Annotated in this window: 19 protein-coding genes; 15 read left to right on the forward strand and 4 right to left on the reverse strand. The window is 40.5% G+C overall.

What is annotated here, in order from left to right; genetic code table 11:
* The 3 genes from ACYVJ6_RS02150 to ACYVJ6_RS02160 all read left to right on the forward strand — a co-directional run bounded on the left by ACYVJ6_RS02150 (nucleotide 1) and on the right by ACYVJ6_RS02160 (nucleotide 2,986).
* Nucleotides 1–1,344, forward strand: coding sequence for an efflux RND transporter periplasmic adaptor subunit (locus ACYVJ6_RS02150; protein ID WP_460692384.1), 1,344 nt, complete (start codon nucleotides 1–3; stop codon nucleotides 1,342–1,344).
* Between the two features lie 123 nt (nucleotides 1,345–1,467).
* Complete coding sequence (locus ACYVJ6_RS02155; protein ID WP_460692385.1) at nucleotides 1,468–2,472, forward strand: NAD(P)H-dependent glycerol-3-phosphate dehydrogenase; 1,005 nt, start codon at nucleotides 1,468–1,470, stop codon at nucleotides 2,470–2,472.
* A 22-nt stretch (nucleotides 2,473–2,494) separates the two neighbouring features.
* Nucleotides 2,495–2,986, forward strand: a complete 492-nt coding sequence (locus ACYVJ6_RS02160; RefSeq protein ID WP_460692386.1) for a hypothetical protein — start codon at nucleotides 2,495–2,497, stop codon at nucleotides 2,984–2,986.
* Nucleotides 2,987–3,220: 234 nt separating this feature from the next.
* On the opposite strand, the gene ACYVJ6_RS02165 is transcribed toward ACYVJ6_RS02160, so the two are convergent.
* Entirely contained in the window at nucleotides 3,221–5,089 is a 1,869-nt protein-coding gene (locus ACYVJ6_RS02165; RefSeq protein WP_460692387.1) for a DEAD/DEAH box helicase, read from the reverse strand.
* Nucleotides 5,090–5,250: 161 nt separating this feature from the next.
* Complete coding sequence (locus ACYVJ6_RS02170; RefSeq protein ID WP_460692388.1) at nucleotides 5,251–5,718, reverse strand: DUF4293 domain-containing protein; 468 nt, start codon at nucleotides 5,716–5,718, stop codon at nucleotides 5,251–5,253.
* A gap of 130 nt (nucleotides 5,719–5,848) precedes the next feature.
* Here ACYVJ6_RS02170 and ACYVJ6_RS02175 point away from each other — a divergent pair, with 130 nt between their 5' ends.
* The 3 genes from ACYVJ6_RS02175 to ACYVJ6_RS02185 all read left to right on the forward strand — a co-directional run bounded on the left by ACYVJ6_RS02175 (nucleotide 5,849) and on the right by ACYVJ6_RS02185 (nucleotide 9,092).
* Complete coding sequence (locus ACYVJ6_RS02175; protein ID WP_460692389.1) at nucleotides 5,849–6,364, forward strand: DUF892 family protein; 516 nt, start codon at nucleotides 5,849–5,851, stop codon at nucleotides 6,362–6,364.
* Between the two features lie 88 nt (nucleotides 6,365–6,452).
* Nucleotides 6,453–7,208: a tRNA pseudouridine(38-40) synthase TruA gene (gene truA / locus ACYVJ6_RS02180; protein ID WP_460692390.1), complete on the forward strand. Its 756-nt coding sequence runs from the start codon at nucleotides 6,453–6,455 to the stop codon at nucleotides 7,206–7,208.
* Nucleotides 7,209–7,292: 84 nt separating this feature from the next.
* Complete coding sequence (locus ACYVJ6_RS02185; protein WP_460692391.1) at nucleotides 7,293–9,092, forward strand: ABC transporter ATP-binding protein; 1,800 nt, start codon at nucleotides 7,293–7,295, stop codon at nucleotides 9,090–9,092.
* Nucleotides 9,093–9,169: 77 nt separating this feature from the next.
* Here ACYVJ6_RS02185 and ACYVJ6_RS02190 read toward each other — a convergent pair whose 3' ends face one another.
* Entirely contained in the window at nucleotides 9,170–9,406 is a 237-nt protein-coding gene (locus ACYVJ6_RS02190; RefSeq protein WP_460692392.1) for a hypothetical protein, read from the reverse strand.
* Nucleotides 9,407–9,636: 230 nt separating this feature from the next.
* On the opposite strand from ACYVJ6_RS02190, the gene ACYVJ6_RS02195 reads away from it, so the two are divergent.
* From ACYVJ6_RS02195 to ACYVJ6_RS02230, 8 genes are all read left to right on the forward strand, one after another.
* The gene (locus tag ACYVJ6_RS02195) at nucleotides 9,637–10,515 is read left to right on the forward strand and encodes a cell division protein FtsX (protein ID WP_460692393.1); all 879 of its coding nucleotides are present in this window, start codon (nucleotides 9,637–9,639) and stop codon (nucleotides 10,513–10,515) included.
* Between the two features lie 82 nt (nucleotides 10,516–10,597).
* Nucleotides 10,598–10,834 carry a DUF3098 domain-containing protein gene (locus tag ACYVJ6_RS02200; RefSeq protein WP_460692394.1) on the forward strand — a complete coding sequence of 79 codons (237 nt, stop codon included), beginning with the start codon at nucleotides 10,598–10,600 and terminating at the stop codon, nucleotides 10,832–10,834.
* A gap of 59 nt (nucleotides 10,835–10,893) precedes the next feature.
* On the forward strand, nucleotides 10,894–11,688 hold the full coding sequence (locus ACYVJ6_RS02205; RefSeq protein ID WP_460692395.1) for an undecaprenyl-diphosphate phosphatase: 795 nt from the start codon (nucleotides 10,894–10,896) through the stop codon (nucleotides 11,686–11,688).
* A 57-nt stretch (nucleotides 11,689–11,745) separates the two neighbouring features.
* Nucleotides 11,746–11,979: a hypothetical protein gene (locus ACYVJ6_RS02210; protein ID WP_460692396.1), complete on the forward strand. Its 234-nt coding sequence runs from the start codon at nucleotides 11,746–11,748 to the stop codon at nucleotides 11,977–11,979.
* Entirely contained in the window at nucleotides 11,976–12,272 is a 297-nt protein-coding gene (locus ACYVJ6_RS02215) for a type II toxin-antitoxin system RelE/ParE family toxin (protein ID WP_460692397.1), read from the forward strand. The genes ACYVJ6_RS02210 and ACYVJ6_RS02215 overlap by 4 nt, the downstream gene beginning before the upstream one ends.
* 44 nt (nucleotides 12,273–12,316) lie before the next feature.
* Complete coding sequence (gene truB / locus ACYVJ6_RS02220) at nucleotides 12,317–13,039, forward strand: tRNA pseudouridine(55) synthase TruB (RefSeq protein ID WP_460692398.1); 723 nt, start codon at nucleotides 12,317–12,319, stop codon at nucleotides 13,037–13,039.
* 39 nt (nucleotides 13,040–13,078) lie between these two features.
* Nucleotides 13,079–14,005: a bifunctional riboflavin kinase/FAD synthetase gene (locus ACYVJ6_RS02225; RefSeq protein ID WP_460692399.1), complete on the forward strand. Its 927-nt coding sequence runs from the start codon at nucleotides 13,079–13,081 to the stop codon at nucleotides 14,003–14,005.
* Entirely contained in the window at nucleotides 14,005–15,057 is a 1,053-nt protein-coding gene (locus ACYVJ6_RS02230) for a DUF2157 domain-containing protein (protein WP_460692400.1), read from the forward strand. The genes ACYVJ6_RS02225 and ACYVJ6_RS02230 overlap by 1 nt, the downstream gene beginning before the upstream one ends.
* 8 nt (nucleotides 15,058–15,065) lie before the next feature.
* Here ACYVJ6_RS02230 and ACYVJ6_RS02235 read toward each other — a convergent pair whose 3' ends face one another.
* On the reverse strand, nucleotides 15,066–15,482 hold the full coding sequence (locus ACYVJ6_RS02235; RefSeq protein ID WP_460692401.1) for a hypothetical protein: 417 nt from the start codon (nucleotides 15,480–15,482) through the stop codon (nucleotides 15,066–15,068).
* Between the two features lie 82 nt (nucleotides 15,483–15,564).
* Between ACYVJ6_RS02235 and ACYVJ6_RS02240 the strand changes: the two genes are divergently transcribed.
* Complete coding sequence (locus tag ACYVJ6_RS02240; protein WP_460692402.1) at nucleotides 15,565–16,005, forward strand: ABC transporter substrate-binding protein; 441 nt, start codon at nucleotides 15,565–15,567, stop codon at nucleotides 16,003–16,005.
* Nucleotides 16,006–16,031 lie beyond the last annotated feature (26 nt).

Here is a 16,031-nt window from a genome sequence, read left to right on the forward strand (position 1 = left end):
ATGAAAAAGTCTACAAAATATATCCTGATAACGCTTGGCGTAGTAATAGTACTACTTGTTGTAGGAAAAGCTACGGGCATAATTGGCAAGCCTGCAAAAACACTGGTTGCTACCGAGAAAGCAGAAGTACGCGATATTAATGAAACTGTATCGGCCAGCGGAAAAATAAAGCCGCATATAGAGGTTAAAATAAGCCCTGAAGTATCAGGCGAGGTGGTAGAATTGCCGGTTAAAGAAGGCGATGTGGTTAAAAAAGGCCAGTTGATCTGTAAGATACGCCCTGATATATTAAAATCGGGTTATGAGCGTGCAGTGGCATCATACAATTCGCAAAAAGCCAATGTGGGCAACACCACACAAATGTTAAAACAAGCCGAGGCTAATTTTGAAAACCAGAACGCTGCTTATAAACGCAGCAAGGAACTTTTTGAAAAGAAAGTTTTAACCGCGTCAGAATATGATGCTGCCAAAGCCAGCTATGAAAGCTCAAAAGCTTCGTTAGAAGCGGCAAAACAAAGTGTGATAGGTTCAAAATTTGGATTGGCACAATCAGCGGCAAGTGTTAAAGAAGCAAGCGATAACCTGATTAAAACAACTATTTATTCACCGGTTGACGGGGTGATATCTAAATTATCGATCCAGTTAGGCGAGCGTGTTTTAGGTACAGCGCAATTTGCAGGTACCGAGATCATGACCATATCTGACCTGAGCATGATGGATGTTAACGTAGATGTGAATGAAAACGATATTAACCGTATAACCTTAGGCGATTCGGCAAAAATTGAGGTGGATGCCTTTGCCGGTAAAAAGTTTGATGGTACGGTTATGGAAATAGGCAGCTCGGCCAATGTGGTAGGTACCAATGCCGACCAGGTAACCAACTTTACGGTTAAGGTGAGGATAGACCCAAAATCATACGATGATATGACAACAAAGGAAAGCAATAAAACTTCACCTTTCCGCCCGGGACTAACCGCTACTGTTGATATTAAAACTAATCATACTAAATCATTATCTGTTCCAATTCAATCAGTAACTACCCGTGATGATAAAAAAGAGGAAAGAGAGAAAGAAAAAGCTGATGGACCTAAAAGAGAAGAAAAGAAAACCGTAAGCAATGCGCCGGTTAAAGAATATGTGTTTGTTTACAATAACGGCACAGTAAAACAAACCGAAGTTACTACCGGTATACAGGATGATACCTATATCCAAATACTATCAGGCCTTAAAGCTGGCGATGAAGTAGTATCGGCACCATACCCGGCCATATCTAAAACATTAAAAGACAAAGCTGAAGTTGAGAAAGTAGATAAGTCTAAACTGTTCTCAACTGAAGATAAATAGATATAAAATTGCAAATGATTTGATAGTAAAGGCTGACCAATGGGTTGGCCTTTGTTATTATATATAATTTAACATCTACATATCTGCACATCTACATATCCGCACATTTGCTAACTTTGCCCTGTGCAAAATGTAAATAAAATATTAATAGTTGGGGGTGGAAGCTGGGCTACGGCTAACATCAAAATGCTGAGTGATAATGCGGTAGAGAAAGAGATTTTTTGGTGGATGCGTAACCCTGAGGCGGTAGAGCATGTGCAAAAATTTGGCCATAATCCTAATTATTTGAGTTCGGTTGAGGTTAAATTACCTGCACAAAATATATCTACTGACCTTAGATCACTTATTAAACTTGCAGATATTATACTGTTAAATGTTCCTGCCGCATTTTTAAAAGAGGCATTAGCCGGTATATCAGCAGAGGACTTTGCAGGCAAAAAAATAGTATCAGCCATAAAAGGTATCGTGCCGGATGAGAACCAGATCATAGCTGAGTTTTTAAACCAGCATTACAATATTCCTTTTAACCATTTCGCGGTGATAAGCGGGCCATGCCACGCGGAAGAGGTAGCGTTAGAAAAGTTATCCTACCTGACCATTGCCTCGCAGGACCCTGATTTGGCTAAAGAATTTGCGGCTATGATCAATACCCGTTACATTAAAACTATTGTATCTGACGATATATATGGCACCGAGTACGGCGCGGTATTAAAAAATATATACGCTATTGCCAGCGGTATTTGCCATGGAGTAGGGTATGGAGATAATTTCCAATCGGTATTGATATCAAATGCTATACGCGAGCTGGAGCGGTTTGTAGCCGCTGTACATCCTATTGACAGGGATATCAAAGAATCGGCCTACCTGGGCGATCTGTTGGTTACTGCTTACTCGCAATTTAGCCGTAACCGTACCTTTGGTAATATGATTGGCAAGGGTTACACCGTAACCTCGGCACAGTTAGAAATGAATATGGTTGCAGAGGGATATTATGCAGTAAATTGCCTGCACGAGGTTAATAAACAGTACAAAGTTAATATGCCTATATGCGATGCGGTATATGCTGTTTTATACCAGAAACGCAACCCATACCTGGAAATGAAAAACTTGGCAGAAAAATTGTGTTAAGGTTCGTAAATAAAACGAACCGATGAGAAATTTAATTAAAGTTGGATTGCTGGCAACAGGAATTTTTGCCGCTGCACAAACACAAGCCCAAACCCGAGACACCACACTTGGCCAAAAAATAGATAAAACCACCCGTGCGGTAGGTAAAGCCACCACCAAAACTGTTAAAGCTGTAGGGAACGCTGCTAAAACAGCAGGGAATGCCACTGCCGATGCTGCTAAAGATGTAGGCCATGCTACTACAAAAACCGCTAAAACAGTAGGAAATGCAACCGCCGGCGCTGCTAAAGATGTAGGCAACGCTACTGCAAAAGGCGCTACAAAAGTGGCCGACAAAACATCAGAAATTGCTATTAAAGGCGCTGCCGCTATAACTGATAAAAAGTATGATGGCAAAGCAGGCCCAAATAACGAGAACATTTATATTGACGGACAGGCCCGTTATTATTATGTAAATAAATCCGGCCAAAAGGTATATGTTACCCAAGCTCAGTTAAAAACCAAAGTTGAATAATAGGTTTACCTACATGAAAAACTATGTTTTATTAATAGAGCTGTACATGTAATAGCCGCATTTTTATTAATTGCGATGGCTTAAGATAATGATCAGTGATTGGTTAATTAGTGATTAGTTCAAAACAGCTAAGTAAAAGTTAAAACAAAAGCCTCCAACCTGTTAAGGTGGGAGGCTTTGTTATATTATTAGAGATGGCAACTAATCACCGTTCTCTAATCACAAATCACTGTATTAAAAGCGTCTGCGACGCTCCGGGCGATCTTCGCGACGTTTGCCTGAAAAATCACGGAAACCACCGCCGCCACTGCTTCTTTCGCGTGGTGCACCACCGTCATCCCGACGACTGTTGGGACCACCGCGGTAACCACCTTCACGGCGTTCACCACCACCACGGTATCCGCCTTCACGACGCTCACCACCACCACTACGGCTGCTGCTGGTACCTTCGCCGGATACTTCTATCCTCACTTCGCGGCCCTTAAAATCAACACCTTTAAAGTTGGTCATTACCTTCTCAACATCCGCATGCGGAACTTCAAAGAAAGAGAACACACCTTTAACATCAATTTTACCAACGCTGCGTCCGCTTATTTTACTGTTGTTGCAAATATAACCTAACAGATCGCCGCGGTTAAATTCGTCAACAGAACCTAAGTTGATAAACAAGCGGGTGTATTCTGATTTACCACCACCATCGCGCTCACCACGGCTTGAACGTTCACCACGCTCTCCGCGTTCGCCACGCTCAGTTCTTTCATAACGGCCCTCTTCAACAGCGGCGTTCAAATCAGGCGCATTTTTATAATATTCTAAGAAGCGGTTAAACTCAATAGATGCAAAACGTTTGATGAAATCTTCTTTACTAAAGTCCTTGAACTCTTCCATTATACGTGGCAGGTATTGTTCAATTTGCTGCTCATTAACCTCTACATCATGTATTTTATGTACAATAGAGAATAGTTGTTTTTCGCAAACATCAAAGCCCGTAGGTATTTCGGCTTTATTGAATTTTTTACCTATAACACGCTCGATCTGGCGAATTTTACCTAATTCTTTAGCGTTAACAATGGCTATAGATACACCTGTTTTACCGGCACGGGCAGTACGTCCGCTACGGTGGGTGTAGTTTTCAACTTCATCAGGTAATGAATAGTTAATTACGTGGGTAACATCATTAACATCAATACCACGCGCGGCAACATCAGTAGCAATTAATAATTGCAGGTTACGCTCGCGGTAGCGCTTCATTACTTTATCGCGTTGTTGTTGCGATAGGTCACCATGTAAAGAATCGGCATTATAACCGTCTTTCATCAATGCCTCGGCAATATCCTGTGTTTCAATTTTGGTACGGCAAAATACAATACCAAAAATATCAGGGTTAAAATCAACAATACGTTTAAACGCGGCATACTTATCACGGGCACGTACTATATAGTACTCATGCTCGATGTTGATATTACCGGTATTTTTTTCGCCCATGGTAAGCTCAAATGGCTCATGCATGTACTTTTTAGCTATGCGCCTAACTTCGGTTGGCATAGTTGCAGAAAACAACCATGTTTTCTTAGTTTCGGGGGTAGTAGATAAGATACTATCAATGTCTTCCTGAAAGCCCATGTTGAGCATTTCATCAGCCTCATCCAATACTACAAATTTCACACCTGAGAAATTTATAGCGCCGCGATTAATAATATCCAGCATACGGCCAGGGGTGGCAACAACAATTTGCACACCGCGCCTAATTGTGCGCAATTGGTCTGAGATACTGGCTCCACCATAAACGGCAACAACGTGTACGTTGTCCATTTTTTTGGAGTAATTTTTAATGTCGTTTGCGATCTGTAAACAAAGTTCGCGTGTAGGGCACAAAATAAGTGCTTGAGGAGAATTTTCTTCGAAATTCAGTAGTTCCAGCAATGGCAAGCCAAAAGCAGCAGTTTTTCCGGTCCCGGTTTGGGCTAATCCGACAAAATCGTTGCTGCCTGTAAGCAATACCGGAATCGACTGTTCCTGGATTGGAGTTGGTTTTTCGAAACCTAACTCGGTGATGGCATTAACAATATCTTCACGGATTCCCAGTTCAATAAATGGGTTCATGATTTTAAATAACGGATCTGGCTACATCGCCAAATCGGGCGCAAAGGTAGCGTTAATATTTGGATTTTCAAAGGGTTGTCGTAACCTTGATTCCTAAGATTCAAGGATTACCATGATTTATGATCATGGTAAACAGGCAATCCCATCAATCATGGTTCAGACTACCTCAACCTATCCGCCGACTTTACCAGCTTATCATCCTTTTGTATAGCTTTTTGAGCCAGTATAATAAATAATATACTTAAAGATAGCAGGATAATACCAATACCATAATTGCTTAACCCAATACCGCTATCGCCAATTATGCTTTTAGCAGTTTGCGATACCCAAAAGCTAAAACCGATAATGATCAGCATAGCACAATAGCATAAGGTACGTTGCAGGGTACGGTTGTTATAGAAAAATATGATAACCAGAGGTATTACCGCCATAAAACCTGTTAAAACAGATAGTGCGGTAAACGGCTTAACGTTTTGCTGCTGCCCGTTAACATCCTGGTAAATGCCGGTTATTTTTAGGGTGGAGAGTTGCCCATCAACATAAACATTGTTGATTAGCGGGAATATAAATAAGGCCGCGATGGCTAATGCAGCCAGCAGCAGATAGATGCTTTGAATACGTTGTAACATTGTTTTAAGTATTAACTGTACAAATATATAATTGTTTAATAATGTGTTTTGATTATTAATAAACGTATTTATTACAATTATGAATAAATGTGTGTAAATTTAACAGGTTCAACCTAATTTACTTGACACGATGGCTAAGCCCGATAGTTCACAAACGCCCAAAGATGTTGTTATAGATGATAAACATCTAAAAAGCATGTTCCTGGAACATTTAAATGGCATTTATTACGGAAAGAAACACCTGTTGGAGTTTTTTGCAGAGGCAATGAGCATAGCCTCTTTAAAACATTTAAAACTGGCTATTAACGAGTGCATTGATGATACCGTTAAGCAAATTGATAGCATGGACGAAATTTACACGTCGATAAAGCAAAAGCCATCAAAAACCAGTATTTTGGGTGTAAAGGGGATGACATTAGAAGCATACATGACGGTAATTAAAACCGGTAAAACGCCTATTGAGCGTGATGTGTTTATACTTTTTTACCTGCAGATAATTGAAGGAATTGAGATAACCTACTTTAAAGTATTAAAAAACCTGGCCAAAACTATTGGCTATAATTATTCGTTTTTAGATGAACCTTTTGACTTGGCGGTTGATAATAGGTTAATGTTTGAGACGATCTATAAAGAGTATATAAATTAGTGATCAGAGAATAGTGATTAGAGGTTAGTAGTTAGCGATGATACAACCTAATTACTAATCTCTAATCACCAATCACTACCTTTGCCCCGTGAGCAGCAAACAACGCTTTTTTATTGAACTGGCTTATGATGGTACCCGCTATCATGGCTGGCAAATGCAGCCTAATGCTGTAGGTGTGCAGGAGGTTTTAAACAAAGCCCTAAGCACCGTTTTGCGACAGCCTGTTGAAACGCTGGGCTGTGGCCGTACGGATACCGGGGTACATGCTAAAGAATTTTTTGCGCATTTTGATGTGGTTGATAGTTCATGGTTCATAGATCATGGTAGTGCGCTTCGAAGTTTTAATTCACTGCTTCCGCAGGATATCGCCATCAAAAGAATAATCCCGGTTAATGCCGATGCGCATGCCAGGTTTGATGCTACCTTACGGTCGTACGAATATCATATCCATTTTAATAAAGACCCCTTTAAAAATGGGTACTCGTGGTTACTGCGCGATGAGCCTGATCTGGAGTTAATGAACCAGGCTGCTAAATTGATCATGCAGTATATTGATTTTAGCTGTTTCAGCAAATCAAACACGCAAGTTAAAACCAACAATTGTAAAATAACCAATGCTGTTTGGGAGCGCACTGATGGCGGAATAGTTTTTAAAATATCTGCCGACAGGTTTTTGCGTAATATGGTACGCGCCATAGTGGGTACTCTGCTGATGGTAGGAAATAAAGAGATAGCCCCCGAAGCTATTCATGATATCATCAAAAGTAAAAACCGCAGCAATGCCGGTACATCTGTACCTGCTTGTGGTTTGTATTTAACGGAGGTGAAATACCCATTTTTGTAATTTCGAACTTACAATGTTCGATTTCGGATTTATTAAATTTACATTTGTTTCAATCACTAATTCACTCAATCACTCATTCAATAAATGTCACAGGTTACCGGTAAAGCATTTGATTGGCAGCTGCTAAAGCGGGTTATGCACTATGTAAAGCCGTACAATAGTACGTTTATCATATCGGTGTTTTTAACCATTTTTTTGGCGGTGAGTGCCTTGCTGCAGCCTATCCTGATACAAAAAACACTGGATAACTACATACTGGTAAACAATTATAGCGGAATGGTTTTTATGGTTGAACTGATGGTAGGGCAACTGTTGATACAAACCCTGGCACAATATTATCAAACCCATTTAACCAACTCGCTGGGGCAATCTGTAATTCGCGATCTGCGTATTGACGTGTTTAACCATATCACCACCCTCCGTTTAAAATATTTTGACCGCACACCCATTGGTATGCTCATTACACGTACCGTATCTGACCTGGAAACTATTGCCGATATTTTTGCGGAGGGGCTGATATCTATTATGGGCGACCTGCTGCTGGTTATTGCCATCATCGGCTATATGTTTCACCGCGACTGGAAACTGGCTACCATAACCTTGTTGCCTATGCCGCTTTTATTTGCATCAACCTATGTGTTTAAGGAGGCTATTAAATCATCCTTTCAGGAAGTGCGTACGCAGGTGGCGCATTTAAATACTTTTTTGGCCGAGCATATTTCGGGCATCAGTATTATACAAAGCTTTGCACGTGAGGAGCAGGAGATGCGTAAGTTTAAAGCTGTAAACTTAAAACACCGCGACGCGCATATCCGCTCTAACTGGTACTATTCTATATTCTTCCCGGTGGTGGAGATTTTGTTTGCTATTTGTATTGGCCTGTTGGTTTGGTACGGCTGTAAACGAATACTGACCGATCAGCAACTGGCGCAGCTTACGGCATCGGGCAAAGGCATTACGCCGGGTACCATACTGGAGTTTATTATTTATTTAAACTTGCTTTTTCGGCCTATACGCCAATTGGCTGATAAATTTAATACCCTGCAAATGGGTATGGTGGGTGCCGACAGGATATTTAAAGTTTTAGATACAGATGAAGTGGCTACCAACGACGGTCATTTAATGCCGGCTACTATTGAGGGTGATATTAAATTCAGCAATGTGTGGTTTGCTTATAACGACGATAACTGGGTACTAAAAGACATCAACTTCCATGTAAAGCCCGGCGAAACCCTGGCACTGGTTGGGGCCACAGGTGCGGGAAAATCATCTACCATAAATATCCTTAACCGTTTTTATGAAATAGGCAAAGGCAGCGTAAATATTGACGGGCACGATATACGCGAATATGATGTAAACTATTTACGGTCGCGCATTGCTACGGTTATACAGGATGTGTTTTTGTTTAGCGATACCATTGCCAACAACATCAGCCTGAATAATGAAACCATTACCCGCGAGCAAGTGATTGCCGCTGCCAAAGATGTTGGCGCGCATGAATTTATTGAACGCCTGCCCGGCGGCTATGATTATAATGTGATGGAGCGTGGGGCAACGCTGTCGGCAGGGCAATCTCAGTTGATATCATTTATTCGTGCGCTGGTTTATAATCCATCTATTTTAGTGCTGGACGAAGCGACCTCGTCGGTAGATACCGAAACCGAGGTGCTGATTCAAAACGCCATTAACAAGTTGATGGAGGGCCGTACGGCTATAGTTATTGCCCATCGCCTGTCTACCATTCAAAATGCCGACAAGATCATTGTGCTTGATCATGGCGAGATCAAAGAAATAGGTACCCACCAGGAATTATTACGTATTGAAGGCGGCTATTATCGTAAATTATACGACCTGCAGTTTAACTCCACGGGGATTGTGAGATAAAATCATTAGGTCACTGGGTCATTAGGTCATTGAACGATTTAAAAATGACTCAATGACCTAATGACTCAATGATATAACTAATCCGGCTGCACCTGCCCCTTATCTACACCCTCTTCATTAGGCGGATTTTTTACAGGGTTTACCGGCTGCTCCTCGTTTTCGCGTTTTTTGGCAATGTTGCCGCCATGCGGTTCATCGGCATTATATTGCTTGTCTTCACTTTGTACAACAGCTTCATTACCGTTATCATTTGGCCTGTCGGTAGGGGTATCTGATGGTGATGGTTTATCTTTTGAGTTTGCTGGTTTTGTCATGTGGTAATAACAACTCATAGTATATTTTGTTTATTGCCACTTGTCATCTCGAACGTAGTGAGAGATCTATACATATACCGGATTGAGCATGGATTTCTCCCGTTGGTCGAAATGACCGGAAAGAAGATATCACGTTAAATTTTGTTAAACCTCATCTTTATAACAGATAAACTTTTACCTTTATTGGCGGTTTCTTAATTTCGTAAGAAGCCCTCAGGTTTAAACAGCTTATGGAAGAATTTGAAGCAAGCGCATCGGCAAAAAAAACAAAAACCATTTATATCTCTACCGTATTTGGTATAGCTATGGTGTTATTAATGATAGGCCTTTTAGGTTTAATATTGGTACATGCCAATAACCTGTCGCGCTACGTAAAAGAAAACATTGTACTCAATATTTTTGTGGACGATGCCGCCCACGAGGCAGATATATCGCAACTGCAAAAGCAACTGGAAGCCAACCCCATGGTGAAGCAAACCCAGTATGTAAGTAAAGAACTGGCCGCCCGTAACCTGCAAAAAGATCTGGGCGAAGACTTTGTAAAGTTTTTAGGTTATAACCCGTTATCGCAATCGTTAGATGTTTATCTGAATGCGGAGTATGCCAACAATACCGACATCACGAAGTTTAAAACACAGCTATTAAAAAACCCACTAATAAAAGAAGTAAAGTATCAGCAATCATTAGTTGATGATATGAACAAAAATTTAACTTCTATCAGTTTAGTGATACTGGCTTTTGCTGTAATATTTGTAGTTGTATCAGTCGCGTTAATTAATAATACCATCAGGCTGGCTATATATTCGCAAAGGTTTTTAATAAAATCAATGCAGTTGGTAGGGGCAACAAAAGGGTTTATCCGCAAGCCATTTTTACTATATGGTATGTGGCACGGCCTGTTAGGGGGGTTAATTGCTGTAATTATTTTGATAATTACTTTATCCCTGGCGGTTAACCAGGTGCCCGAATTGGTCATCCTGCAAAACTATATGGAGTTTGGTGTTGTGTTTTTAGGAGTGGTGGGACTGGGTGTTTTCATATCAGCATTTAGTACTTACTTAGCAGTAAACAAATTTTTACGATTAAAAATATACGATTTATATAGATAAGCTGAAAGCTTAAAGGCGAAAGCTGAAAGGTAGATTTGCCAATCACTCATTCGCTCATTCAATCATTCACTAATTAAAAAAGATGGCAAAATCAACCACTAATAAAACTACCGACACTCAACCGGTAAAATTTATATTTGATAAAAGTAATTACCTATGGTTCATCATCGCCATAGCTGTAGTAATAGTAGGTTTTGTGCTCATGTCGGGTACAACTGATATTTACAGCAATACTAAAATTGTTGTGGCGCCGATAGTGGTTTTAACAGGTTTTGGTATAGGCTTTTATGCCATATTAAAAAAGCCGGAAGCGAAATAGCTAATGGTTCATAGTTGATAGATCATAGCGTCTGTCAGTTTTATACCTATACCCATCACATGAATATTATCCACGTTATTATCCTGGCCATTATTGAGGGGCTTACCGAGTTTTTGCCGGTATCATCCACCGGGCACATGATCATTGCCAGCTCGTTAATGGGCATCGCTTCTGATCCTTTTGTAAAACTGTTTACTATAGCCATACAGTTTGGTGCCATCCTTTCGGTAGTGATATTATATTACAAGCGCTTTTTGCAATCGTTAAATTTTTACGTGAAGCTGGCTATCGCTTTTGCCCCGGCAGTGGTATTTGGCTTGTTGCTAAGCAAAAAAATAGACGCTTTATTAGAGAGCCCGCTTACTGTAGGCATCACTTTATTTGTAGGTGGTATCATATTATTATTTGTAGATAAATGGTTCAATAAACCTACCGTAACGCAGGAAAAAGAGATCAGTAATATAACCGCACTTAAAATTGGTTTTTTCCAATGTGTTGCCATGATACCGGGTACATCACGCTCTGCAGCTACCATCGTTGGTGGTATGTCGCAAAAGCTGAGCCGCACCGCAGCGGCAGAATTTTCCTTCTTTTTAGCCGTACCCACTATGTTTGCCGCCACCGCCAAAAAGATGTACGACTTTTACAAAGAGGGCCACACCTTTACCGGCGAAGAGATCAAACTATTAGCCATTGGTAATGTAGTAGCCTTCATCGTAGCAATGCTGGCCATTAAAAGTTTTATCACCTTTTTAGAGCGTCGCGGCTTTAAACTTTTCGGCTGGTACCGCATCATCGTTGGCGCTATCATCATCGGCATTATTTTGAGCGGTCATCAGTTGGAGATGATATAAATTATCTGCATAACAGAATAAAACTAAAATCGTTATATTTATGTAATTTATAAAGCCATGGATATTTCATTAAAATATAAGATTGTAGAAAAAATCATTCAAAGCGAAGATGATGTAAAGCTCAATGAGATAAGTTCCATATTAGGTGTGCAGGAAGATGATTTTTGGGCTGCCTTACCTAATGAAGTAAAACAATCGATTGACAAAGCAAAAGCCGAGCTTGATAGCGGACAGGGAATTGCACATCAACAGGTTATGGCCGATGTGAGAAAACGGTTTTTAAAACCATGACCTCACACAGTATTATTTGGTCACCTACTGCTCATATTACTTATCTTGAAATTCTTGATTATTTACAAGGAAATTGGACTATAAGAGAGGTAGAATCATTTATAGACAGAACGGAACAAGTAATAGAATATATTAATCAAAATCCTGCCTATTATCCTTATTCTAAGGAAAGCGATACCTACAAGTGTGTAATAGTTGGTCAGGTAAGTTTGTTTTATAGGTTGAAGCAACAAAATATAGAACTTTTACGATTTTGGGATAATCGACAAAACCCTGCAAAGCTGTCATTATAATAACACACTCGTGTAATTACATAAAATCCTACCTTTGCGCCTTAATGGATACATTACAACCCGAAAAAAAGGAATTTGACTTTGCTGCAGGCGAACTGCTGCTGGTAAACAAGCCCTACCAGTGGACCAGCTTTGACGTAGTTGGCAAGCTGCGCAACAGCTTTAAACCGTTAAAGCTAAAGGTTGGCCATGCAGGTACGTTAGATCCGTTAGCTACGGGCTTACTCATCATCTGCACCGGTAAAATGACCAAGCAGATAGATACCTTCCAGGCCGAAGAAAAGGAATATACAGGAACGATGATATTGGGTGCTACCACGCCATCTTACGACATGGAAACCGAGCCTGATGAGCAATTTGATACCGGCAATCTTACATCCGAACAAATACATAATGCCTGTAAACAATTTACTGGCGATATACAGCAATACCCGCCCGCGCATTCGGCCATAAAAATTGGTGGTGAGCGGTTGTACGAAAAAGCCCGCCGTGGCGAAGAAGTTGAACTGCGCCTTCGTAGCGTAACTATTGCCGAATTTGAAATTACCCGCATTGAACTGCCCGAAGTTGATTTCAGGGTAGTTTGTAGTAAGGGGACATATATACGGTCGTTGGTGAATGATTTTGGCAAGGCTTTAAATAACGGGGCATACCTGTCAAAACTAACCCGTACCCGCAGCGGTAATTTCCGATTGGAAGATGCCTGGGAGGTGCCTGATTTGGTAAACATTATAAAAGAACAAAAAGCTGCCGTTAGCGGCAGTTAATTTCGGGCAAAATCCGAAATCGAAAATCCGACATCCGAAATGAAAATATACCATCATATAGATGAATTTAAACCGGTAAAAAACGCGGTGGTTACCATTGGTACTTTTGATGGGGTACATATAGGCCACCGTAAAATCATATCGCGTATAAAAGAGCTGGCCGATACCATTGGCGGCGAAACCGTTATCCTAACTTTTTTCCCGCATCCGCGGATGATATTGCATCCCGAAGATGAAAGCATTAAGCTGATCAATACCATTAACGAGAAAGCAGAGTTGCTGGAGAAATTAGGCGTTGATCATTTAATTATTACCCCTTTTTCAAGAGATTTTTCTAACCAGTCGCCCGAGGATTACATCCGGGATGTATTGGTAAAAAATATCGGCACCAAAAAAATTGTGATCGGCTACGACCATCGTTTTGGTAAGGACCGACAAGGCGGATTGGCTGACCTTTTGCAACTGGCGCCACAGTATGATTTTGAGGTAATAGAAATACCCGAGCAGGATATACATGATGTAGCTATCAGCTCAACCCAAATACGTAATGCACTATTTGAAAGTAAAATAGACCTGGCTAATGAGTTTTTGGGATACCCATTCTTCATCACGGGCAAAGTAACCCGCGGCGACCAGATAGGCCGCCAAATAGGTTACCCTACAGCTAATATAGTCATCGAAGAAAAGTATAAGCTCATTCCCGGTGATGGCATTTTTGCCGTAAAAGTTGAGGTAGACAAAGTAATGTACAACGGCATGGCGTACATCGGCACCCGCCCCACCATAAACGGCGTAAGGCGTAATATTGAGGTGAATATTTTCGACTTTGATAAAGAGATATATTACCAGCAGATACGCATGGAGTTTCATCACTTTATACGCGGCGATATGAAATTTGCAGGGCTGGATGAACTCAAAGCTCAAATAGCGCAGGATAAAGTTGATGTGATAAAGTTGATGGCATAATGAGTAAACTACAAGTAGATAAGGCGGAAAGCGAGTTCCTGAATGATACTATTGCTCATTGGGAAAAGCACGGCACCGTGGATAAGGAGCAGGCCGAAACTTTACGCAAATCTTACGTGGTTAAAGGTTTCGACTGGATGCGGCTGGCCAAGTATTCGTTTTGGATTGCCCTGATATGCGGCGGTGCTTCCTTTGCGTTTTTGATTATTAATGATACTGTAGTTAACCTGCTTAAAAAACTGTACTATACACCCGATATTATCATCAGTATAGTTTCCGGATTCGCCGCTGCCTTCTTGTTTTATTGGGGGCGAAGGAAAGAGCGACTATCACCCGAAAGAGTATTTAGCAACGAAGCCATCATATTTACCGGCGTGTTATTTACCGCTTGTTGCATTGCTTATTTGGGTAAAACTTTTGATAATGGTTCGGGTCATTACTCCTTACTTTTTCTGCTATCTGTTTTCGTCTATGGTTTTTTAGCCTGGCGGATGGAATCAAGGTTGATATGGTTATTCGCGTTAGTATCATTGGGCAGTTGGTTCGGTACCGAAACCGGCTTTCAAACCAGTTGGAGCGATTACTTTTTAGGGATGAATTACCCGCTAAGGTTTGTGTTTTTTGGATTGGTATTGGTTGCCGCCACCTATGTACTACGCAATCGTAAATGGTTCGCCTATTTTTGGGAGCAGACCTATGTAGTTGGGTTACTATACCTGTTTTTATCATTATGGCTGCTGAGCATATTTGGCAACCATGGCAATATGGATGTATGGTATCAAATCAAACAGATCAGTTTATTTTATTGGGGTATCATATCCGCAGCAGTTGCAGGCGGGTTCCTGCTATACGGTTTAAAAACTAACGATACTATTGCCCGCGAATTTGGTATAACGTTCCTCATCATTTTCCTGTACACCAAATACTTCGAATACTTTTGGGATCATACCAACAAAACCCTGTTCTTTGCCATACTGGCGGCATCGTTTTGGCTCGTCGGCCGCAAGGCAGAAAAAATATGGAATTTGAAAAGTAAGGATTTGCAAGATTAGGCAATACATTATCTTGAAAGAATATATTTTAATTGTCCCGATGTATCAATTAATTCAAGTTCTGTAAATTCTCTCCTGTTTGTAGGGTTAAGATGGTAACTTCCATCCTTAATAAAAGAACTTTGTCTATTGTTTTTCACTATCAATTTATCACTTTCAATCTTCCATTGAAACGTGTTTTTATTTGATTTCGGTAAAGTAATTACCCCTGTTTCGTTTTTTAAAAATACTATAGTTGGACAAACATTACAGTCAATACTAATTTCTTCTTCGGCAACACCCTCCTTTGTCTTTTTTTGTTGGGTGTATGTTGTGGTTATTCTATCCCACTTGCCAATTAAAAGTTTATTTAGATCATTGTTATTTTGCTGATGGCATGACGATAAGCAAAATATACAAATAATAGAAAAGATAATAGGTTTCATGGCTCTTTGGTAAAGTAATTAAAGCTACTAAATAAAACCTTACACTTTTCTACATTAAAAAATTCCGCACCTTTGCACCGCAATGATAGAATTAGCCGAAGAACTACAGGAACGCATCGACCTTATTAAACATAAACTCAAATTTATTGAGCAAAAACCTGCTGTAGCTTGTATTGCCAATTTAGATACGTTAACCCTGGCGGATAATTCAGTTGCCGAATTAATAAACATTGCCGGAGGCGCAAGTGAAAATCAGTTTAATAATCCTGATATAATAGTGGTAATCCCTATAGGCTATGCCGTATCCCAAACTATGCAACAAATGGATAGGCTGCTGCAGTTACCCGGTTTTAGCGACCTAAAAGCAGCCAAAAATAACCGAGTTTATATGGTCGATGGCAACTTCGATATTTCCAATCCAGATCAACTGGTAGCCCTAACCGAAGTGTTCGGCGAGATCATTAACCCCAAACAATTTATTTTTGGCTATGAAGGGGAGAAGTGGATAAAGTTTGGGGTGTAATTAATTCAACTATTTGTCATTTCGAC

Source organism: Mucilaginibacter puniceus (assembly GCF_054783175.1).